Origin of the sequence: Streptococcus mitis (assembly GCF_946190115.1) — a bacterium.
Lineage (GTDB): Bacteria > Bacillota > Bacilli > Lactobacillales > Streptococcaceae > Streptococcus > Streptococcus mitis_CO.
In genome coordinates, this window is sequence record NZ_CAMHZG010000014.1 from 17,354 (window position 1) to 39,570 (window position 22,217).

Sequence of the window (22,217 nt, forward strand, 5' to 3'; positions counted from 1 at the left end):
ATGAAAAAATATCAGCGTATGCATCTGATTTTTATCAGACAATATATCAAGCAAATCATGGAATACAAGGTGGATTTTGTAGTTGGTGTTCTGGGAGTTTTTCTGACCCAAGGCTTGAACCTCTTGTTTCTCAATGTCATCTTTCAACACATCCCATCCCTAGAAGGTTGGACTTTTCAAGAAATTGCTTTTATCTATGGCTTTTCCTTGATTCCTAAGGGGTTGGACCATCTCTTTTTTGACAATCTCTGGGCACTGGGACAGCGTTTGGTGCGAAAAGGGGAGTTTGACAAGTATCTGACACGTCCTATCAATCCTCTCTTTCATATTTTAGTTGAGACCTTTCAGATTGATGCCTTGGGAGAACTCTTGGTCGGTGGGATCCTACTGGGAACAACAGTGACTAGTATTGCTTGGACTCTTCCAAAATTCCTGCTTTTCCTAGTCTGCATACCATTTGCGACCTTGATTTATACTTCCTTGAAAATTGCGACAGCCAGTATTGCTTTTTGGACCAAGCAGTCAGGCGCCATGATCTACATTTTCTATATGTTTAATGATTTTGCCAAGTATCCAATTTCCATTTACAATTCATTTCTTCGTTGGTTGATTAGCTTTATCGTGCCTTTTGCCTTTACGGCCTACTATCCTGCCAGCTATTTCTTGCAGGACAAGGATGTAATCTTTAACATCGGAGGTTTGATGTTGATTTCCCTTGTCTTTTTTGGTATTTCCCTTAAACTCTGGGACAGGGGCTTGGATTCTTATGAAAGTGCTGGGTCCTAAGATGAAGAAACTCAAAGCCTTGTCTCAGGACAGGCTTTTTCTAATAGAGAAGAAAATTCCTTGACATTTATTCTCAGAGTGCTATATTGTAAGTGTAATCGCCGATTTAGCTTATACTCTTCGAAAATCTCTTCAAACCACGTCAGCTTGGCCTTGCCGTATATATGTGACTGACTTCGTCAGTTCTATCCACAACCTCAAAGCAGTGCTTTGAGCTGACTTCGTCAGTTCTATCTACAACCTAAAAGCAGTGCTTTTAGCAACCTGCGGCTAGCTTTCTAGTTTGCTTTTTGATTTTCATTGAGTATCAGTTGGTAGAGCAAGGCACTCGTAAAGTTTAGCTCCTAGGTGAATAAATGCCCGAATATCTGAAAAATTTATATATAAATAACCGTTAAGCCTTATTCTTAGCGGTTATTTATATTGTTTAATAGCGCTGATATTTCATCAATGATGTTTGACTTTGTGATGTTGCTAGTGCTTTAAGTTGATTGCTACTATTTTTGATGGTGTGAATGTGCTTATAATGTATCCCAGTTAACTACGAATTTTTTTGACTTAACCTTATTTTTAACACGTATTAAAAAATAAATTAATGCATGTTAATTTTTCTTGACTTAAATTTTTTTAATTGATATACTATTTTCAGAGAGTTAACAATTATATATAAATGCACTACTCTATTTCCTAGATAATACTTAGTAAAACTTTTTATAACAAAGGCTAGCAAAGTTAAAGTTTTCTATCTATTGGAAGTTAAATAAATATGTAAGGAATTAAAATGAAAAAAAGTACAGTATTGTCATTAACCACAGCTGCAGTTATTTTAGCAGCATATGTCCCTAATGAGGTAATCCTAGCAGATACACCTAGTTCTGAAGATTCTTTAAAAATATCTGATAAAGAAAAAGTAGTAGGTAAACAAAACGAAAACAAAGAAAAACTTGAAGATATTCATAATGCTATAGAAACTTCAAAGGATACTGAAGAGAAGAAAACAACGGTTATTGAGGAAAAAGAAGTTGTTAGTAAAGAATTTGTGAGAGATAATAAAACTAGCAATGAAGAAGAAAAAATCAAAGAAGATTCCAATCAATCCCAAGAAGATAAAGCGGACTCGTCTGCAAGTAAAGACCCAGAAAGTCCCAAAAAAGAGGATAAACTTGTCTATATTGCTGAATTTAAAGATAAAGAATCTGGAGAAAAAGCAATCAAGGAATTATCCAATCTTAAGGATACAAAAGTTTTATATACTTATGATACGGTTTTTAATGGTGTTGCAATAGAAACAACTCCAGATAATCTGGACAAAATTAAACTAATAGAAGGTATCTCATCGGTTGAACGATCACAAAAAGTCCAGCCAATGATGAATCATGCTAGAAAGGAAATTGGAGTTGAAGAGGCAATTGATTACCTAAAGTCTATCAATGCTCCATTTGGTAAAAATTTTGATGGTAGAGGTATGGTCATTTCAAATATCGATACCGGGACAGATTATAGGCATAAGGCCATGAGGATTGATGATGATGCTAAAGGCTCAATGAGATTCAAAAAAGAAGACTTAAAAGGTACTGATAAAAATTTCTGGTTGAGTGATAAAATCCCTCATGCTTTCAATTATTATAATGGTGGTAAAATTACTGTAGAAAAAGCTGATGATGGGAGCGATTATTTTGATCCACATGGGATGCATATTGCAGGGATTCTTGCGGGAAATGATACTGAAAAAGACATTAAGAACTTTAATGGAATAGATGGAATTGCTCCTAATGCACAGATCTTCTCTTATAAAATGTACTCTGACGCAGGATCTGGCTTCGCAGGAGATGAAACAATGTTTCATGCTATTGAAGATTCGATCAAACACAATGTCGATGTTGTTTCGGTATCATCTGGTTTTACAGGAACAGGTCTTGTAGGTGAGAAATATTGGGAAGCTATTAGAGCATTAAGAAAAGCGGGCATTCCAATGGTTGTAGCTACGGGTAACTATGCGACTTCTGCTTCAAGTTCTTCATGGGATTTAGTGGCAAATAATAATCTGAAAATGACAGATACTGGAAATGTAACGCGAACTGCAGCACATGAAGATGCGATAGCGGTCGCTTCTGCTAAAAATCAAACAGTTGAGTTTGATAAAGTTAACATAGGTGGAGAAAGTTTTAAATACAGAAATATAGGTGCCTTTTTCGATAAAAATAAAATCGTAACAAATGAAGATGGATCAAAAGCTCCTAGTAAAGTAAAATTTGTATATATAGGCAAGGGTCAAGACCAAGATTTGATAGGTTTGGATCTTAAGGGCAAAATTGCAGTAATGGATAGAATTTATACAAAGGATTTAAAAAATTCTTTTAAAAGAGCTACGGATAAGGGTGCACGTGGCATTATGGTTGTAAATACTGTAAATTACTACAATAGAGATAATTGGACAGAGCTTCCAGCTATGGGATATGAGGAGGATGAAGGAACTACTAGTCAAGTATTTTCAATTTCAGGAGATGATGGTGTAAAGTTATGGAACATGATTAACCCTGATAAAAAAACTGAAGTTAAAAGAAATAGTAAGGAAGATTTCAAAGATAAATTGGATCAATACTATCCAATTGATATGGCAAGCTATAATTCTAATAAACCGAATGTAGGTGACGAAAAAGAGATTGACTTTAAGTTTGCACCTGACACAGACAAAGAATTGTATAAAGAAGATATCATCGTTCCAGCAGGATCCACATCTTGGGGACCGAGAACAGATTTGCTTTTAAAGCCTGATGTCTCAGCACCAGGTAAAAATATTAAATCTACTCTTAATGTCATTAATGGGAAATCAACTTATGGTTATATGTCAGGGACTAGTATGGCAACTCCAATCGTGGCAGCTTCTACTGTTTTGATTAGACCGAAGTTAAAGGAAATGCTTGAAAGACCTGTATTGAAAAATCTTAAGGGAGATGACAAAATAGACCTTACAAGTCTTACAAAAATTGCCCTACAAAATACTGCACGGCCTATGATGGATGCAACTTCTTGGAAAGAAAAAAGCCAATACTTTGCATCACCTAGACAACAGGGAGCAGGGCTAATTAATGTGGCCAATGCTTTGAGAAATGAAGTTGTAGCTACTTTCAAGAACACGGATTCTAAAGGTTTGGTAAACTCTTATGGTTCTATTTCTCTTAAAGAAATAAAAGGAGATAAAAAATACTTTACAATTAAGCTTCACAATACATCAAACAGACCTTTAACCTTTAAAGTTTCAGCATCAGCGGTAACTACAGATGCTCTAACTGATAGACTAAAACTGGATGAAACATACAAAGATGAAAAATCTCCAGATGGTAAGCAAATTGTTCCAGAAATCCACCCAGAAAAAATCAAAGGAGCAAATATCACATTTGAGCATGACACCTTCACTATAAGCCCAAATTCTAGCTTTGATTTGAATGCGGTTATAAATGTTGGAGAGGCTAAAAACAAAAATAAATTTGTAGAATCATTTATTCATTTTGAATCAGTGGAAGAAATGGAAGCTCTAAACTCTAACGGGAAGAAAATAAACTTCCAACCTTCTTTATCGATGCCTCTAATGGGATTTGCTGGGGATTGGAATAAGGAACCAATCCTTGATAAATGGGCCTGGGAAGAGGGTTCAAAATCAAAAACAATGGAAGGTTATGATGATGATGGTAAACCAAAAATTCCAGGAACCTTAAATAAGGGAATTGGTGGAGAGCATGGTATAGATAAATTTAATCCAGCAGGAGTTATACAAAATAGAAAAGATAAAAATACAACATCCCTAGATCAAAATCCAGAATTATTTGCTTTCAATAACGAAGGGATCAACGCACCATCATCAAGTGGTTCTAATATTGCTAAAATTTATCCCTTAGATTCAAATGGAAATCCTCAAGATGCTCAACTTGAGAGAGGATTAACACCTTCTCCACTTGTATTAAGAAGTGCAGAAGAAGGAATGATTTCAATAGTAAATACAAATAAAGAGGGAGAAAATCAAAAAGACTTAAAAGTCATTTCGAGAGAACACTTTATTAAAGGAATTTTAAACTCTAAGAGAAATGATGCAAAGGGAATCAAATCTTCTAAGCTAAAAGTTTGGGGTGACTTGAAATGGGATGGACTCATCTATAACCCTAGAGGTAGAGAAGAAAATGCACCAGAAAGCAAGGATACCAAAGATCCTGCTACTAAGATAAGAGGTCAATTTGAACCAATTGCAGAAGGTCAATATTTCTATAAATTTAAATATAGATTAACTAAAGATTATCCATGGCAGGTTTCCTATATTCCTGTAAAAATTGATAACACAGCCCCTAAGATTGTTTCGGTTGATTTTTCAAATCCTGAAAAAATTAAGTTGATTACAAAGGATACTTATCATAAGGTAAAAGATCAGTATAAGAATGAAACGCTATTTGCGAGAGATCAAAAAGCACATCCTGAAAAATTTGATGAGATTGCAAACGAAGTTTGGTATGCTGGCGCCGCTCTTGTTAATGAAGACGGAGAGGTTGAGAAAAATCTTGAAGTAACCTATGCAGGTGAGGGTGAAGGAAGAAATAGAAAACTTGACAAAGATGGAAATACCATTTATGAAATTAATGGTGCAGGAGATTTAAGAGGAAAAATCATTGAAGTCATTGCATTAGATGGCTCTAGCAATTTTACAAAGATTCATAGAATTAAATTTGCTGATCATGCTGATGAAAAGGGGATGATTTCCTATTATCTAGTAGATCCTGATCAAGATTCATCTAAATACCAAAAGCTTGGCGAGATTTCTGAATCTAAATTTAAAAATTTAGAAAATAGAAAAGACGATAGTCTTAAAAAAGATACAACTGAGGAAGAAAATCATCAAGACAATGAAGAGTCTATTGAAGAAAAATCTAGCTTGACTATTCATAAAACTATTTCAACAATTAGAGAGTTTGAAAGTAAAGACTTGAAGAAACTCATTAAAAAGAAATTTAGAGAAGTTGATGACTTTACAAGTGAAACTGGTAAGAGAACAGAGGAATACGATTATAAATACGATGATAAGGGAAATATCATTGCTTATGACGATGGTAGTGCCTTAGAATATGAAACTGAAAAACTTGACGAAATCAAATCAAAAATTTATGGTGTTCTAAGCCCGTCTAAAGATGGACACTTTGAAATTCTTGGAAAGATAAGTAATGTGTCTAAAAATGCCAAGGTATATTATGGAAATAACTATAAATCTATAGAAATCAAAGCGACCAAGTATGATTCCCATTCAAAAACGATGACATTTGATTTATACGCTAATATTAATGATATTGTGGATGGATTAGCTTTTGCAGGAGATATGAGATTCTTTGTTAAAGATGATGATCAGATAAAAGCTGAAACGAAGATTAGAATGCCTGAAAAAAATAAGGAAACTAAAACAGAATATCCATATGCATCAAGTTATGGGAATATAATAGAATTAGGAGAAGGAGATCTTTCAAAGAATAAACCAAATAATTTAACTGAAATGGAATCTGGTAAAATCTATTCTGATTCAGAAAAACAACAATATCTATTAAAGGATAATATCATTCTGAGAAAAGGCTATGCACTAAAAGTGACTACCTATAATCCTGGAAAAACGGATATGTTAGAAGGAAATGGAGTCTATAGCAAGGAAGATATAGCAAAAATACAAAAGGCCAATCCTAATCTAAGAGCCTTATCAGAAAAAATAATTTATGCTGATAGTAGAAATGTTGAAGATGGAAGAAGTACTCAATCAGTATTAATGTCGGCTTTGGACGGCTTTAACATTGTAAGGTATCAAGTGTTTAGATTTAAAATGAACGATAAAGGGGAGGCAATCGATAAAGATGGAAATCTTGTAACAGATCCTTCTAAACTTGTATTATTTGGTAAAGATGATAAAGAGTACACTGGAGAGGATAAGTCCAATGTAGAAGCTATAAAAGAAGATGGCTCTACGTTATTTATTGATGCAAAACCAGTAAACCTTTCAATGGACAAGAACTACTTTAATCCATCTAAATCTAATAAAATTTATGTACGAAATCCAGAATTTTATTTAAGAGGTAAGATTTCTGATAAGGGTGGTTTTAACTGGGAGTTGAGAGTTAATGAATCTGTTGTAGATAATTATTTAATCTACGGAGATTTACACATTGATAACACTAGAGATTTTAACGTTAAGCTTAATGTTAAAGACGGTGACATCATGGACTGGGGAATGAAAGACTATAAAGCAAACGGATTCCCAGATAAGGTAACAGATATGGATGGAAATGTTTATCTTAAAACTGGCTATAGCGATTTGAATGCGAAAGCGGTTGGAGTACACTATCAATTTTTATATGATAATGTTAAACCAGAAGTAAACATTGATCCTAAGGGAAATACTAGTATTGAATATGCTGATGGAAAATCTGTAGTCTTTAACATCAATGATAAAAGAAATAATGGATTCGATGGTGAGATTCAAGACAAACATATTTATGTAAATGGAAAAGAATATAAATCATTTGATGATATTAAACAACTAACAGATAAGACACTAAACATTAAGATTCTTGTAAAAGATTTTGCAAGAAATACGACCGTAAAAGAATTCATTTTAAACAAAGATACGGGAGAGGTGAGCGAATTAAAAGCTCATACGGTGACTGTGACCATTCAAAATGGAAAAGAAATGAGTTCAACGATAGTGTCGGAAGAAGATTTCATTTTACCTGTCTATAAGGGTAAATTAGAAAAAGGCTATCAATTTGATGGTTGGGAAATTTCTGGTGTCGAAGGGAAAAAAGACGTTGGCTATGTTCTTAATCTATCAAAAGATATCCTTATAAAACCTGTATTCAAGAAAATAGAGGAGAAAAAGGAGGAGGAAAATAAACCTACTTTTGATGTATCGAAAAAGAAAGATAAGGTGCAAGCAAATCATAATCAATTAGATGAAAGTCACAGAAAAGAGGATTTCCAAAGAGAAAATCATTCACACAAATCTGATTCAACTAAGGATGTCACAGCTACAGTTCCTGTACAAGTAAATTATAGTCAATTAGATGAAAGTCAAAGATCTGATTCAACTGAGGATGTCAAAGTTACAGTTCCTGATGAAAATGATAAAAACTTTGAAAATAAGAAGGAAGTTTATCTTAATGAACCAGAGAACATAGATAATAAACATACCAATATTGATAGTAAATCAACTACTAACAATGATAGGTTACCAAAAACCGGAACAGTTAGCGAAGGCTTTACGTCATTGGTTGCCGGAATAATGTTTACCTTAGGTGCATTTCTTGGATTAAAGAAAAAAGATCAAGATTAAGACAAAAGCTATAGAAAAATGGTTTGTGTACTGAGATAGTATAATGATGAAACCGTTTTGTGAAAATAGCTATTTATAACTCAATTATTTAGTTTACTTTACTATTGATACCCTTTTTGGATTTATTAATGGATTTAGTTTCTATAACTAATAAATTGATTGAAAGGGTTAGTATTGACAATATTGGTCACATTGATTAGAAAATAGAGTCTATCAAAATTTAAAGGCTAATAGAGGTGATGAGACAATTTCAAGGAATTAAGTAGCGTTTGGTTGCTTAATTCCTTTTTATTTGTTTTACCTGATTCCTTATTTTATCGCTATTATTCAACCACTTAGACCGATATAGAGACCAGATAGGCAAAAGAACTTGTTCTTGAAACTGACCTCTGCTATAATGATTTGTGTAAAGGACGTGAGGGGGGCAGTATTAGACAACTCAAGTTCCTAAAAACGAAATTGGAGATAAAGAAATGAAAAAATTATTGGGGATTGTATTTTTAGTAGCAGCAGCGACAGTAGTGTATTTTGGTTCTGTTGGCTGGCCAAGTTTGGACATTAACCTCTGGTCATTGATTCCGGTAGGCTTGTTCCTCTTTTTCACTCTAGAGAATCTTTTGAAAAAGGATTACAAGGCTAGTCTGATGTGTTTGATTATTGCCTTCATCATCGCAAATGCAATTTTGGACCTTTTGCCAATTTCAAGTGGCTTGGTAATTGGAGCAGGTGTGCTGGCTTGCATTGGTATTGGATATATCTTTCCTGATAAAGAGAGTAAATAGAAATTATTGAAAAATAGATAAAGAAAAAACACTTCAATCACTGTATTTTAGTTTGATTGAGGTGTTTTCGATTTCATTTTTTATTTCTGAGCCATCAATTCAACAATCATCTCAATATACATGACAAGGGTTAATAAGAATCCAGCACGCCAGAAGAATTTGATGAATTTAGGATAGTAAAAGCTACGTTTTTTCAAAAGAAAGAAAAAAACGAGAATAATGGCTAGGAGTGAGAGGGCTAGGCCCAGTCTAGGGAGGAAATTATGGGTAAAGGTTTTAGCTGTAATCAGGTAATACTCAAATACCAAGACTGGAAAGGCCAAATCCGCAAAATTTCGTCCTAGTTTTTTTAATCTAAAAAGTTTGGTTATGATAATGCAGACTACTAAAGTCAGTATCAATAATAAAATAGATGCTAATTTCATTAAAATCATACCCATATTGTATCATAAAAAAAGGCTAATGGAAACGAGAAACAGAGGAATTTATAGGAAAGTCAGGCTTTTGAGATTGTGGGTGTTTTTTGTTATAATGAAAGTTATGAAATCTTATAATACCTTGAATGATTATTATCGAAAACTCTTTGGAGAAAAGACCTTTAAAGTCCCTATTGATGCGGGTTTTGACTGTCCCAATCGTGATGGAACTGTAGCTCATGGAGGCTGTACTTTTTGTACGGTTTCAGGTTCTGGAGATGCTATCGTAGCACCAGATGCGCCTATCCGTGAGCAATTTTATAAGGAAATTGACTTTATGCACCGCAAGTGGCCAGATGTTCAGAAGTATCTGGTTTATTTTCAAAATTTTACCAACACCCATGAAAAGGTGGAGGTCATCCGAGAGCGCTATGAGCAGGCTATCAATGAGCCAGGTGTAGTAGGAATCAATATTGGAACACGCCCAGACTGTTTACCAGACGAAACCATTGAATATTTGACTGAGTTATCGGAGCGCATGCATGTGACGGTTGAATTGGGCTTGCAGACCACTTATGAAACAACCTCTGACCTGATTAACCGCGCCCATTCTTATGAATTGTACGTGGAAACGGTTAAGCGTTTGAGAAAGTATCCTAAGATTGAGATTGTTTCTCATCTGATCAACGGTTTGCCTGGTGAAACCCATGAGATGATGGTTGAAAATGTTCGCCGCTGTGTCACGGATAACGATATTCAAGGGATTAAATTGCACTTGCTTCACCTCATGACCAATACGCGTATGCAACGGGATTACCACGAGGGACGTTTGCAACTGATGAGTCAGGACGAATATGTCAAGGTCATCTGTGATCAACTGGAAATCATTCCCAAGCATATCGTCATCCATCGAATCACAGGAGATGCACCTAGAGATATGCTGATTGGTCCTATGTGGAGCCTCAATAAATGGGAAGTGCTAAATGCTATTGAAGCTGAAATGCGACGTCGTGGAAGTGTTCAAGGATGCAAGGCTGTAAAACAGGAGTTTGAAAATGAAAAGACCACTTGAGATGGCACATGATTTTTTGGCTGAGGTAGTGACAAAAGACGATATCGTAGTGGATGCGACCATGGGAAATGGTCATGACACACTTTTTCTAGCCAAGCTAGCTAAGCAAGTCTATGCTTTTGATATTCAGGAGCAAGCCTTGGGAAAGACCCAAGAGCGTTTGAACCAAGCTGGCCTGACAAATGCCCAGTTAATCTTGCAAGGTCATGAGACACTGGACCAGTTTGTGACAGAAGCCAAGGCAGGAATTTTTAATCTAGGTTATCTGCCGTCAGCTGATAAGTCAGTCATTACCCAACCTCAGACAACGATTGAAGCCTTAGAAAAGCTGTGTCATTTGCTCGTCAAAGGTGGACGGATTGCTATCATGATCTACTATGGTCATGAAGGAGGCGACCTCGAGAGGGATGCTGTCTTGGATTTTGTTAGCCAGTTGAACCAACAAGAGTACACAGCTGCCATTTACCGAACTTTAAACCAAGTCAACAACCCACCATTTTTAGTAATGATTGAAAAATTAGAGAGATATAGACATGGATAAACAATACCTACGTGAAAAGCTGGATGCCATGCGCCAGAATTTTGTCGAATCAACCCACCACGAACGAGCGGTGGGTGTGTTAGACCAAGCACACATGAGCAAAAAAATGCTTAAAATCAAGAAAAAATTAGTTGCTCTTGAAATGGAACGGTGCCAGAGAAAAATTGAGCACAAAGACTGTTCCAAGATTGACCAAAAAATCAAAGAGCAGAAGGAGATATTTGAATCCTGTTGTAAAAAAGACTAAGGAGGAATTGCGTGGAATTACTGATTTACCTCATCCTATTTTTACTGGTCTTGATTGTCTCGAGTACAACCAATAAGCTCCTGCCCTTTTTGCCTCTCCCTTTGGTGCAAATTCTTTTGGGAATTGTGATTGGTCTCTTTTTACCCAATACCGACTTTCACCTCAATACGGAGTTGTTTTTGGCACTGGTTATCGGGCCTTTGCTTTTCAGAGAGTCGGAAGAAGCGGACATTACAGCTATTTTAAAACACTGGCGAATCATTGTTTATCTCATATTTCCAGTGATTTTCATCTCGACCCTGAGTTTGGGTGGCTTGGCCCATCTTCTTTGGCTCAATCTTCCCTTGGCAGCTTGCTTGGCTGTTGGGGCAGCTCTTGGGCCTACGGATTTGGTGGCCTTTGCCTCTCTTTCGGAGCGGTTTAGCTTTCCAAAGCGCGTGTCCAATATTCTTAAGGGTGAAGGACTCTTGAATGATGCTTCTGGCTTGGTTGCCTTTCAGGTAGCTTTGACAGCTTGGACAACTGGAGCCTTTTCCCTGGGGCAAGCGAGTAGTTCGCTCATCTTTTCAATCCTAGGCGGTTTTTTGATTGGCTTTTTAACAGCCATGACCAACCGTTTCCTCCACACATTCTTGCTAAGTGTGCGCGCAACGGATATTGCCAGCGAACTTTTATTAGAATTGAGTTTGCCTCTGGTAACCTTCTTCCTGGCAGAAGAAGTCCATGTTTCAGGGATTATTGCCGTTGTAGTTGCAGGGATTTTAAAGGCAAGCCGTTTTAAGAAAATTACGCTCCTCGAAGCCCAAGTGGATACGGTGACTGAGACGGTCTGGCATACAGTGAACTTTATGCTCAACGGTTCTGTCTTTGTGATTTTAGGGATGGAGTTGGAAATGATAGCAGAACCTATCTTGACCAATCCAATCTACAATCCTCTGCTCTTGCTGGGATCTCTTGTCGCCCTGACCTTTGTCCTCTTTGCCATTCGTTTTGTCATGATTTATGGCTATTATGCCTACAGAACACGACGCCTAAAGAAAAAGCTAAATAAGTATATAAAGGACATGCTTCTCTTGACCTTCTCAGGTGTCAAGGGAACCGTGTCGATTGCTACAATCCTTCTGATACCAAGTAATCTAGAACAGAAGTATCCTCTCTTACTTTTCCTTGTCGCAGGTGTGACGCTTGTCAGCTTTTTAACAGGCCTCGTGGTCTTGCCTCATCTTTCTGATGAACAGGAAGAAAGCAAGGACTATCTCATGCATATCGCCATTTTGAATGAAGTAACGCTAGAGTTGGAAAAAGAGTTGGAAGATACCAGAAATAAGCTCCCTCTCTATGCGGCTATTGACAATTATCATGGACGAATAGAGAACCTTATCCTGAATCAAGAAAACAAGGGGGCTCAAGAAGACTGGGAGGCCTTGAAGCTTCTTATCCTCAGTATTGAAAGTGATGGTTTAGAACAAGCCTACGAAGAAGGCAAGATGAGTGAGCGTGCCTATCGAGTTTACCAACGTTATTTGAAAAACATGGAACAAAGTATCAATCGCAAGTTTGCTTCACGATTGACCTATTATTTCCTTGTTTCCTTGCGGATTTTACGTTTTCTCCTTCACGAAGTCTTTACCTTTGGTAAGACCTTCCGCAGTTGGAAAAATGAAGAATCACAGAAACTCAGAGCCCTTGACTATGACCAAATTGCAGAGCTCTATCTAGAAAACACAGAGATGATTATCGAAAGTTTGGAGAACCTTAAAGGGGTTTATAAGAGTTCCTTGATTAGCTTCATGCAGGATTCTCGTCTCCGTGAAACAGCTATCATCACCAGTGGTGCCTTTGTCGAACGGGTTATCAATCGTGTTAAGCCCAACAATATCGATGAAATGCTGAGAGGCTATTACTTGGAGCGCAAGTTGATTTTCGAATATGAAGAAAAACGATTGATTACAACCAAGTACGCCAAGAAGTTACGACAAAATGTGAATAACTTAGAGAACTATTCCTTGAAGGAAGCTGCCAATACCCTGCCTTATGATATGGTGGAATTGGTAAGAAGAAATTAATCAAGAGTGTAAGTGAAGGAGTGTGACATGAAAAAGTGGTGGAAAGAGCTGATAGACAAGCCTTTAGTAAAAGCCTTTTTGCATTATTATCAAGCATCAGATAGTGAGTTGACCAGTGTCGCAGTAGCCTACTATTGGTTGATTTCGATTTTTCCTCTGCTTTTGGTGGTGGTCAATATCCTTCCTTATTTTCAAATTCCAGTTTCTAATTTTTTAAAGGTTGTCAATGAATTTTTGCCCGATACCATGTATGATGTGGTCGCAAAGATTATTACAGAAGTGCTGACCCAACCGTCAACAGGCTTATTGAGTTTTGCGGTTTTGTCAGCCCTCTGGACCTTTTCAAAATCCATGAATTTCCTACAGAAAGCCTTTAATAAAGCTTACGGAGTAGCTAAAAATCGTGGACTGATTTCCCATCAGCTTATGAGTTTGTTTGTCAGTTTTGGTCTGCAGATTCTCTTTGCGTTAGCTCTTTTTCTGAGTGTCTTTGGTCGCATGCTTCTCAACCTTATCAAAAGCTACTGGAAATCAGATAATCCTCTCTTTGATTATCTGCAAGACCTAACAGGCCCCTTGGTTTATGCCCTGATTTTTGCTATCTTGGTCATGCTTTATTATTTCCTGCCTAATGTCAAGATCCGACGGATTCGACATGTATTGCCAGGTAGTGCCTTTGTCTTGTTGACTCTGGTTTTCCTACTCAATATCTTTTCAGTCTATGTCAACAATTATGTCAATCACCTAGTGGACGTGCGTTTTTTCAGTTCCATTGTCGTGGTGGTCATGATGTTCTGGTTTATTCTCATCGCTAAGATTTTGATTGTCGGCGCGGTGATTAATGCCAGTGTTCAGAGTTTGAAAGATCCGAGCTTTAGAATAAATTAATTCTGTATCTATTACAAAACGCATACTATCAGGTTTGATAAAACCTTGATAATATGCGCTTTTTTGATTATGTAAATTAATAGATAAACATGGCATCGCCAAAACTAAAGAAGCGGTAGTGTTCTTGAATGGCATGGTGATAAGCGTCTAAGACCAATTCGCGACCTGCAAAAGCAGAAACCAACATGACCAGAGTTGATTTTGGCAGGTGGAAGTTGGTTGAAAAGGCATCTACAACCTTCCATTCATAGCCAGGTTTGATAAAGATATTGGTCCAGCCAGAATCTGCTTGGATTTGCCCATCAAATTTGGAACCAATAGTCTCCAAGGTGCGGATAGAAGTGGTTCCGACAGCGATGACACGACCACCATTTTCTTTAACAGAACGAAGGGTGGCAGCAGCTTCCTCAGAAAGTTGGTAGAATTCTGAGTGCATTTCATGTTCATCCAGATTGTCAACAGAAACGGGTCTAAAGGTTCCGAGCCCGACATGCAGAGTCAGATAGACTAGATGAACTCCTTTAGCTTGGATTTCTGCTAGCAGTTCTTTGGTGAAGTGAAGACCAGCAGTAGGTGCTGCAGCAGAGCCACTTTCCTTGGCGTAAACGGTTTGATAACGTTCACGATCATCCAGTTTTTCGTGGATATAAGGCGGCAGAGGCATTTCTCCCAGACTTTCCAAGACCTCCAGGAAAATTCCTTGGTATTCAAAGCGGACAATGCGGCCCCCGTGAGTCAATTCTTCCGTAACAACAGCGCTGAGACGGCCATCACCAAAGCGGACACGAGTACCGACCTTGAGGCGTTTGGCAGGTTTAGCAAGAACTTCCCACTCATCTCCGGCCGTATTTTTGAGCAGGAGAAGTTCCACATGACCTCCAGTTTCTTCCTTTTGACCATAGAGGCGGGCAGGGAGAACGCGGGTGTCGTTCATGACAAGGGCATCACCAGGTTCCAGCATATCAATAATAGAGTGGAAATGCTTATCCTGCATTTCTCCTGTCTCACGGTTGACGATGAGGAGTTTAGAAGCATCCCGTTTTTCAAGGGGCGTTTGGGCAATCAATTCCTCAGGTAAGTGGAAATCAAAATCAGCTGTATTCATATATCTGTTCATTCTTTCTAAGTTCTAATCCTATCCATTATAACATGTTTCAAGTATAGTCGCTCTTTTTTTAGAAATTAAATCGTTTTCACTTGACAGAAATTGGTCTATACCATATAATGAGTATAGATTAAAACGGAGGATGAAAAGATGAAAGTTATTAAAGTTGAAAACCAAGTTCAAGGTGGAAAAGTTGCTTTTGAGATTTTGAAGGAAAAGTTGGCCAATGGCGCTCAAACTCTAGGACTTGCGACAGGAAGTAGCCCACTTGAATTTTACAAGGAAATTGTTGAGAGTGACCTTGATTTTTCAAATTTAACTAGTGTCAACCTTGATGAGTATGTAGGCCTTGATGGCGCCAATTCTCAGTCTTACCGTCACTTCATGCAAGAAAACTTGTTTAACCAAAAACCATTTAAAGAAAGTTTCTTACCTCGTGGGGTTAAGGACAATGCTGAAGCTGAAGTTGAACGCTACAACCAAATTTTGGCTGACCATCCTGTTGACCTTCAAATCTTGGGAATCGGTCGCAATGGACATATCGGATTTAATGAACCTGGTACTCCATTTGACAGTCAAACTCACCTTGTAGAACTTGACAAGTCTACTATCGAAGCAAACGCACGTTTCTTTGACAAGATTGAAGACGTCCCAACCCAAGCCATCTCAATGGGGATTAAAAACATCTTGGATGCTAAGTCAATTCTTCTCTTTGCTTACGGTGCATCAAAAGCAGAAGCCATTGCCGGAACAGTGTCTGGACCAGTAACTGAGAATCTACCAGCAAGTAGCCTCCAAAATCACCCTGATGTGACCATCATTGCAGATGCAGAAGCGCTCAGCCTACTTGAAAAATAAAAAATGGAACCGTTCAGTATGTTCTGCTGAGTGCTTTCAAGACTTGTATAAATGGCAGAAAAAATCAAAATTAAACCGCATTTTTTCTTGACAATTACTCCTTTTACGTGTAAAATAGAGTAGATCTTGAACTTGAAGGGAGTGAAAAAAATGTCTAAAACAGTAGTACGTAAGAATGAATCTCTTGACGACGCACTTCGTCGTTTCAAACGTGCGGTTACTAAAGCTGGTACTCTTCAAGAAACACGCAAACGTGAATTCTATGAAAAACCTTCTGTAAAACGTAAACGTAAATCAGAAGCAGCTCGTAAACGTAAAAAATTCTAATTGAAATGAAAGGCTGGAGAAATCTAGTCTTTTTTCTTTTAATACTCTTCGAAAATCTCTTCAAACCTCGTCAACGTCGCCTTGCCGTAGATATGGTTACTGACTTCGTCAGTTTCATCTACAACCTCAAAGCAGTGCTTTGAGCTGACTTCGTCAGTCTTATCTGCTACCTCAAAACAGTGTTTTGAGCAACCTATGGCTAGTTTCCTAGTTTCCTAGTTTGCTCTTTGATTTTCATTGAGTATAAATAAATACTCCAAAGCCTGCAAAAATCTGAAACTTCCTCCCACAATTTGATATAATAGTAAAAAGAACTCGATTGAAGGAGGAAATGATGTCGGTTTTAGTAAAAGAAGTGATTGAAAAGCTTAGACTAGACATTGTCTATGGCGAACCAGAATTGCTTGAAAAGGAAATCAATACAGCGGATATTACGCGACCTGGTCTTGAAATGACAGGTTATTTTGACTACTATACGCCAGAGAGGATCCAACTTTTGGGAATGAAGGAGTGGTCCTATTTGGTCAGCATGCCTTCCAACAGCCGTTATGAAGTTTTGAAAAAAATGTTTCTACCTGAGACACCTGCGGTCATTGTTGCCCGTGGTTTGGTGGTTCCAGAGGAGATGTTGAAGGCAGCCAGAGAATGTAAGATTGCCATTTTAACCAGCCGTACGGCTACTAGTCGTTTGTCTGGAGAGTTATCTAGTTATCTGGATTCACGTTTAGCAGAACGTACCAGTGTTCATGGTGTTTTGATGGATATCTATGGGATGGGTGTCTTGATTCAAGGCGATAGTGGTATCGGTAAGAGTGAGACAGGTTTAGAGCTTGTCAAACGTGGTCACCGCTTGGTAGCTGATGACCGGGTCGATATCTTTGCCAAGGATGAGATTACTCTTTGGGGTGAACCAGCTGAAATATTGAGACACCTGATTGAAATTCGTGGGGTTGGGATTATCGATGTCATGAGCCTCTACGGTGCGAGTGCCGTCAAGGATTCTTCACAAGTCCAGCTGGCTGTTTATTTGGAAAATTACGATACACATAAAACTTTTGATCGTCTTGGAAACAATGCAGAGGAAATAGAAATTTCTGGCGTAGCCATTCCTCGTATCCGCATTCCAGTGAAAACAGGTCGTAATATCTCTGTCGTGATTGAGGCTGCTGCCATGAATTATCGTGCCAAGGAAATGGGCTTTGATGCGACGCGTTTGTTCGAAGAACGCTTGACCAATCTCATTGCTCAAAACGAGGAGGTGCCTAATGTTTGATCCAATTGCGATTCATCTAGGCCCTCTAGCCATTCGATGGTATGCCTTGTGTATTGTAACAGGCTTGATTCTTGCGGTTTATTTGACCATGAAAGAAGCACCTAGAAAGAAGATCATACCAGACGATATTTTAGATTTTATCTTGATAGCCTTTCCTCTGGCTATTTTAGGAGCTCGTCTCTATTATGTTATTTTCCGTTTTGATTACTATAGTCAGAACTTGGGAGAAATTTTTGCCATTTGGAATGGTGGTTTGGCTTTTTACGGTGGTTTGATAACTGGGGCTATTGTACTCTATATCTTTGCTGATCGTAAACTCATCAATACTTGGGATTTCCTAGATATTGCGGCGCCTAGCGTCATGATTGCCCAAAGTTTGGGTCGCTGGGGCAATTTCTTTAACCAAGAAGCCTATGGTGCAGCAGTGGATAATCTGGATTATCTACCTGGCTTTATCCGTGACCAGATGTATATTGAGGGAAGCTACCGTCAACCGACCTTCCTTTACGAGTCTCTATGGAATCTGCTTGGCTTTGCCTTGATTCTGATTTTTAGACGAAAATGGAAGAGTCTCAGACGAGGTCATATCACTGCTTTCTACTTGATTTGGTATGGTTTTGGTCGCATGGTCATCGAAGGCATGCGGACAGATAGCCTCATGTTCTTTGGCCTTCGAGTATCTCAATGGCTATCGGTTGTCCTTATCGGTCTCGGTATTTTTATCATTCTATATCAAAATCGAAAGAAGGCCCCTTACTATATTACAGAGGAGGAAAAGTAAATGTTAGAAGTTGCATATATTCTTGTAGCCCTTGCTTTGATTGTCTTTTTAGTCTATCTAATCATTACTGTACAAAAACTTGGTCGTGTTATTGATGAAACAGAGAAGACGATTAAAACCTTGACTTCAGATGTGGATGTGACCTTGCATCATACCAATGAATTGCTGGCTAAGGTCAATGTCTTGGCAGATGATATCAATGTTAAGGTGGCAACGATTGATCCACTCTTTAGCGCTGTTGCAGATTTATCTCTATCTGTTTCAGACCTCAATGACCATGCGCGTGTCTTGAGTAAGAAAGCTTCATCAGCTGGTTCAAAAACACTCAAGACTGGTGCAAGTTTGTCAGCCCTACGTGTCGCAAGTAAATTTTTCAAAAAATAAAAAAGGAGAATTCTTATGGGTAAACTATCCTCAATCCTTTTAGGAACCGTTTCAGGTGCAGCTCTTGCCTTGTTTTTAACAAGTGACAAGGGTAAACAAGTTTGCAGTCAGGCTCAAGATTTTCTGGATGATTTGAGAGAAGATCCTGAGTATGCCAAGGAGCAGGTCTGTGAAAAACTGACAGAAGTCAAAGATCAGGCTACAGATTTTGTTCTTAAAACCAAAGAACAGGTTGAGTCAGGTGAAATCACTGTTGACAGCGTACTTGCTCAAGCTAAATCATGTGCTCGTCAAGCGACAGAAGCATCAAAAGATCGATTCAATAATCTCAAGGAGCAATGGCAAGAAAAGGCAGAAATTCTTGACCAAGCAGAAGAGATTGTGATTGATATCAAAGAAGAAAAAATCTAGATTTGATGAGACTGGGCAAAAACTCAATTCTAGGAAAAAAATGAAGTAAATCTTTTTACAATAAAACACATAATATCAAGTTTTTTCAATACTTGATATTATGTGTTTTTTGATTTTAAAGGCTTTTTAATAAACTTTTTTTAAATACATGAGTGTTATGAATTTTTATGGTATAATGGCAGTGTTGGAAGTGAAATATTTATACTCTTCGAAAATCTCTTCAAACTACGTCAGCTTCACCTTGCCGTACTCCAGTACAGCCTGCGGCTAGCTTCCTAGTTTGCTCTTTGATTTTCATTGAGTATTACATTTTTTTATATTTTACTGATATTTTAGTAATATTAAGCAATCCATTTTCTATGATTAGAAATCAATGTGGTAGTTTATGATGAAGTAGAGGAAAAGCTCTAAAATTTTAGTCAAGAAACGATTTAGTATTCTGTCTATGTAAAATATTAGAAGCCTCTATTTTGTAAAAAATAGTTAGAAAGAAAGTTGGTAAAATGAAAGATATTTTTAATAAACGTCAACGTTTTTCGATTCGAAAGTTTTCTGTTGGAGTGGCTTCTGTATTAATAGGAATTGCCTTGTTTACACCATCTCAGGGAGTGCTTGCTTCTACGGAAAATTCCCCATCTTCTGTGGAGAAAAGAGAAGCAGTTCAACCTATACCAGATAATCAAAATAATCCTGCTTCTGAGTTAGATACCAGAGATGTTCCAATAAGATCTACAAGGACTACAGAACTCGGTACATCTGGGGATAAGGAAAATAATAGCTTGATCACAAGGGCTTCCGTGGCGGGTGAAGACAGATCAAGCACTCCAGAGGTGAGAGCAGCATCCAATCCTTCCGAGGTTAAAAAGTATGAATTAACTGATGAGTATGCTAAGCAAATAAAAGCAGGAGTAATCGGTTCAGAAGGTAATAAGCTTGACAGTTTGTTACTAAACGGCCCTAAGTTAAGTCCAGAAGCTTATACAGATGAAGATTACTTGAAGGATAAAGAAGAACTTTATATTTATGAAAAGGACGGAAAAAAGTATGTAGGCTATAATAGTCATCCTATGTTAGAAGATACTGATGGTGATGGTATTATTGACAGTAAAGAAAAGCCAGATGAAAAATTAAAATGGAATGTCAGTGAGCGCGATATGATTATGTTCATGGAATTGTCTTACCGTGATGATGATTATATTGATAAAGTTTTAAATAATAAGAAGCAATTAACAGAGGCGGATTTATACAAAAAGAAAGGCGAAAGTAAACCACGCTATGAATACATGATGATGAATAGGGAATTAGCTCCTTATTGGAAAAGAAAGAAAAGCTATCATACATCCAGTGGACTAGATGCTGTCTTGTATGAAACTAAGAGTGATTTTTTATATTTACCAAATGGAACTGCACAAGTGTTAGCCTTTCGTGGAACAAGTGATGCCAAAGATATTGTGGCTGATGGAGTACTTGGAGTAGGAAGCAATCCTCAGCAAGGGAACGATGCAGAAAATATCATGCGCGAACTAGCTAAAGATAAGAGTATTACCAATCTTTATTTGACAGGACATTCTTTAGGAGGATACTTAGTACAACGGGCAATGGTTGAAGCCTATCAGTTGGCATATTCTGATAGCAGAGTCATGTCTCCTAAAGAACAGCGGGCTTATAGAAACTTTTATAATAATGTATTAAAAAAAGGAACAACATTCAATGCTCCAAAAGTTGTGACAAGTTGGGTTTCCCGTCGTGAATTTTGGCAAAAAGGTTTAGATAGCAAAAAAATAGCTAAGTCTGGTAAAATGACTCATTATATTGTTGATAATGATTCGACGATAAGAAAAGGTGTCAGCAATGATAGTGATGTTGTTATAAATGTTGGACGGACAAGCGGAGGTCATAGTTCACGTTCTTATTTTGAAGCCGATCTGATTAATAGACGATCAGAGTTTATGTCTGGGAAACGAATTTCCTTAGATGGGACAGGTTATCAAGATAAAAAAATTACAACAGTTAAATCTGTAGAAAAAGTTGGAGAAACTACTGTATACAGTAAAAGCGGAGATGACATCATTAAGTCAACAACTGTGAGTATGAAAGATCCTGATACAGGACAGATTACTAAAAATACACTTGATGAAGTGTTTAAGAAAGATGGTGCCAAGGCTAAGGTTGTCGTTACACCACTTGATCCAAGTGTTCGTTATGAAAAAGACGCCACAAGGGCTAAAGAAGAAGCAAAAGTCACAGTAGCTGGTACTCCAGGGACAAACACAGTAACTACAACCTATACTGTGAATCCGACAGATGGTAGCCTCATTCCACATGAAGGAAAACCAGTTATCAAACCTTCAACTCCTACAGTGGTCAAGGTCCCAGCTAAAGATGAGGTTGAATACCTCAAAGAAGGCGATGATGTTGTTAAGAAGACTACAACTTACGCGGTCAATGCAAGTACCGGTGCCCTTACTCCAACAGAGAAAAAGGAAATCTTCAAACAAAATGGAGCTAAATCTAAGGTTGTGGTTACGCCAATACAGCCAAGTGTTCGTTATGAAAAAGACGCGACAAAAGCTAAAGGTGAAGCAAAAATAACAGTAGCTGGTACTCCAGGCACTAGAACAGTAACTACCACTTATACTGTGAATCCGACAGATGGTAACCTCATTCCACATGAAGGAAAACCAGTTATCAAACCTTCAACTCCTACAGTGGTTAAAGTGCCAGCTAAAGATGAGGTTGAATACCTCAAAGAAGGCGATGATGTTGTTAAGAAGACTACAACTTACGCGATCAATGCAAGTACCGGTGCCTTAACTCCAACAGAAAAAAATGAAGTGTTCAAGAAAGATGGTGCTAAATCTAAGGTTGTGGTTACGCCAATACAGCCAAGTGTTCGTTATGAAAAAGACGCGACAAAAGCTAAAGGTGA

Annotated in this window: 17 protein-coding genes; 15 read left to right on the top strand and 2 right to left on the bottom strand. The window is 37.7% G+C overall.

The window, feature by feature from the left end; all coding sequences use genetic code 11:
* The 3 genes from N8L90_RS07840 to N8L90_RS07850 all read left to right on the top strand — a co-directional run bounded on the left by N8L90_RS07840 (position 1) and on the right by N8L90_RS07850 (position 8,919).
* The gene (locus N8L90_RS07840) at positions 1-786 is read left to right on the top strand and encodes an ABC transporter permease (RefSeq protein WP_084925846.1); all 786 of its coding nucleotides are present in this window, start codon (positions 1-3) and stop codon (positions 784-786) included.
* A 781-nt stretch (positions 787-1,567) separates the two neighbouring features.
* Positions 1,568-8,137 carry a S8 family peptidase gene (locus tag N8L90_RS07845; RefSeq protein WP_261024944.1) on the top strand — a complete coding sequence of 2,190 codons (6,570 nt, stop codon included), beginning with the start codon at positions 1,568-1,570 and terminating at the stop codon, positions 8,135-8,137.
* 473 nt (positions 8,138-8,610) lie between these two features.
* Positions 8,611-8,919, top strand: coding sequence for a hypothetical protein (locus tag N8L90_RS07850; RefSeq protein WP_261024946.1), 309 nt, complete (start codon positions 8,611-8,613; stop codon positions 8,917-8,919).
* Between the two features lie 80 nt (positions 8,920-8,999).
* Here N8L90_RS07850 and N8L90_RS07855 read toward each other — a convergent pair whose 3' ends face one another.
* Positions 9,000-9,359, bottom strand: coding sequence for a DUF3397 family protein (locus N8L90_RS07855; RefSeq protein ID WP_004242853.1), 360 nt, complete (start codon positions 9,357-9,359; stop codon positions 9,000-9,002).
* A 91-nt stretch (positions 9,360-9,450) separates the two neighbouring features.
* On the opposite strand from N8L90_RS07855, the gene mnmL reads away from it, so the two are divergent.
* From mnmL to N8L90_RS07880, 5 genes are read left to right on the top strand one after another with little or no spacing between them, the layout of a single operon-like run.
* The gene (mnmL, locus tag N8L90_RS07860; RefSeq protein WP_203176152.1) at positions 9,451-10,407 is read left to right on the top strand and encodes a tRNA modification radical SAM protein MnmL/YtqA; all 957 of its coding nucleotides are present in this window, start codon (positions 9,451-9,453) and stop codon (positions 10,405-10,407) included.
* Positions 10,391-10,948: a tRNA 5-(aminomethyl)-2-thiouridylate-methyltransferase MnmM gene (mnmM, locus tag N8L90_RS07865; RefSeq protein ID WP_203176150.1), complete on the top strand. Its 558-nt coding sequence runs from the start codon at positions 10,391-10,393 to the stop codon at positions 10,946-10,948. The genes mnmL and mnmM overlap by 17 nt, the downstream gene beginning before the upstream one ends.
* Positions 10,941-11,195 (top strand): hypothetical protein, encoded by a 255-nt coding sequence (locus tag N8L90_RS07870; RefSeq protein ID WP_000361085.1) that lies wholly within the window; start codon positions 10,941-10,943, stop codon positions 11,193-11,195. The genes mnmM and N8L90_RS07870 overlap by 8 nt, the downstream gene beginning before the upstream one ends.
* 11 nt (positions 11,196-11,206) lie before the next feature.
* Positions 11,207-13,261: a cation:proton antiporter gene (locus N8L90_RS07875; RefSeq protein WP_261024948.1), complete on the top strand. Its 2,055-nt coding sequence runs from the start codon at positions 11,207-11,209 to the stop codon at positions 13,259-13,261.
* 27 nt (positions 13,262-13,288) lie between these two features.
* Entirely contained in the window at positions 13,289-14,149 is an 861-nt protein-coding gene (locus tag N8L90_RS07880) for a YihY/virulence factor BrkB family protein (protein WP_261024950.1), read from the top strand.
* 76 nt (positions 14,150-14,225) lie between these two features.
* Here the strand turns inward: N8L90_RS07880 and queA are convergent, their stop codons facing one another.
* On the bottom strand, positions 14,226-15,254 hold the full coding sequence (queA, locus tag N8L90_RS07885) for a tRNA preQ1(34) S-adenosylmethionine ribosyltransferase-isomerase QueA (RefSeq protein ID WP_261024952.1): 1,029 nt from the start codon (positions 15,252-15,254) through the stop codon (positions 14,226-14,228).
* Between the two features lie 150 nt (positions 15,255-15,404).
* Between queA and N8L90_RS07890 the strand changes: the two genes are divergently transcribed.
* From N8L90_RS07890 to N8L90_RS07920, 7 genes are all read left to right on the top strand, one after another.
* Positions 15,405-16,112, top strand: coding sequence for a glucosamine-6-phosphate deaminase (locus N8L90_RS07890; RefSeq protein WP_261024954.1), 708 nt, complete (start codon positions 15,405-15,407; stop codon positions 16,110-16,112).
* A 150-nt stretch (positions 16,113-16,262) separates the two neighbouring features.
* Positions 16,263-16,439 carry a 30S ribosomal protein S21 gene (gene rpsU, locus N8L90_RS07895; RefSeq protein WP_000048054.1) on the top strand — a complete coding sequence of 59 codons (177 nt, stop codon included), beginning with the start codon at positions 16,263-16,265 and terminating at the stop codon, positions 16,437-16,439.
* Positions 16,440-16,773: 334 nt separating this feature from the next.
* Complete coding sequence (hprK, locus tag N8L90_RS07900) at positions 16,774-17,712, top strand: HPr(Ser) kinase/phosphatase (protein WP_261024962.1); 939 nt, start codon at positions 16,774-16,776, stop codon at positions 17,710-17,712.
* A complete protein-coding gene (gene lgt, locus N8L90_RS07905) occupies positions 17,705-18,493 on the top strand; it encodes a prolipoprotein diacylglyceryl transferase (RefSeq protein WP_261024956.1) in 789 nt (262 codons plus the stop codon). Before hprK ends, lgt begins: the two co-directional genes overlap by 8 nt.
* Positions 18,494-18,877 carry a DUF948 domain-containing protein gene (locus N8L90_RS07910; protein ID WP_000895044.1) on the top strand — a complete coding sequence of 128 codons (384 nt, stop codon included), beginning with the start codon at positions 18,494-18,496 and terminating at the stop codon, positions 18,875-18,877.
* A gap of 15 nt (positions 18,878-18,892) precedes the next feature.
* A complete protein-coding gene (locus N8L90_RS07915) occupies positions 18,893-19,288 on the top strand; it encodes a YtxH domain-containing protein (RefSeq protein WP_261024959.1) in 396 nt (131 codons plus the stop codon).
* Between the two features lie 503 nt (positions 19,289-19,791).
* Positions 19,792-22,217 (top strand): YSIRK-type signal peptide-containing protein (locus N8L90_RS07920; RefSeq protein WP_261024961.1); only part of this gene is annotated, 2,426 nt, incomplete at its 3' end.